The 254-nt window shown below is 66.1% G+C and carries 1 protein-coding gene; it reads left to right on the forward strand.

Going from position 1 to position 254, the window contains the following annotated elements:
* The coding region (locus LD028_RS09255) for a protease-associated domain-containing protein (protein ID WP_237811643.1) at positions 1–254 on the forward strand (254 nt) is incomplete at both ends.

Below are 254 nucleotides of genomic sequence, written 5' to 3' on the forward strand. Positions count from 1 at the left end.
TGACGGCGGCTATCTCCAGCGCGTGCCGCTCGTCCTGTACAAATCGGCGGACCAGGGCAGCTTCGCGCTGACCGACAAGAAAGGCACCACGCCGCTGACCTTTGGCACCGATTACGTGCCCAGCGCCAACCCCGCCGCGCGTGAGACCAAGATCACCGCGCCGGTCGTCTTTGTCGGCCAGGGCATCGTCGCCCCCGAAATCGGTCGCGACGATTATGCCGGGGTCGATGCGCGCGGCAAGATCGTCGTCCTGT

Origin of the sequence: Anoxybacillus sp. LAT27, from assembly GCF_022030075.1 — a bacterium.
GTDB classification, from domain to species: Bacteria; Bacillota; Bacilli; order Bacillales; family Anoxybacillaceae; genus Anoxybacillus; species Anoxybacillus kestanbolensis.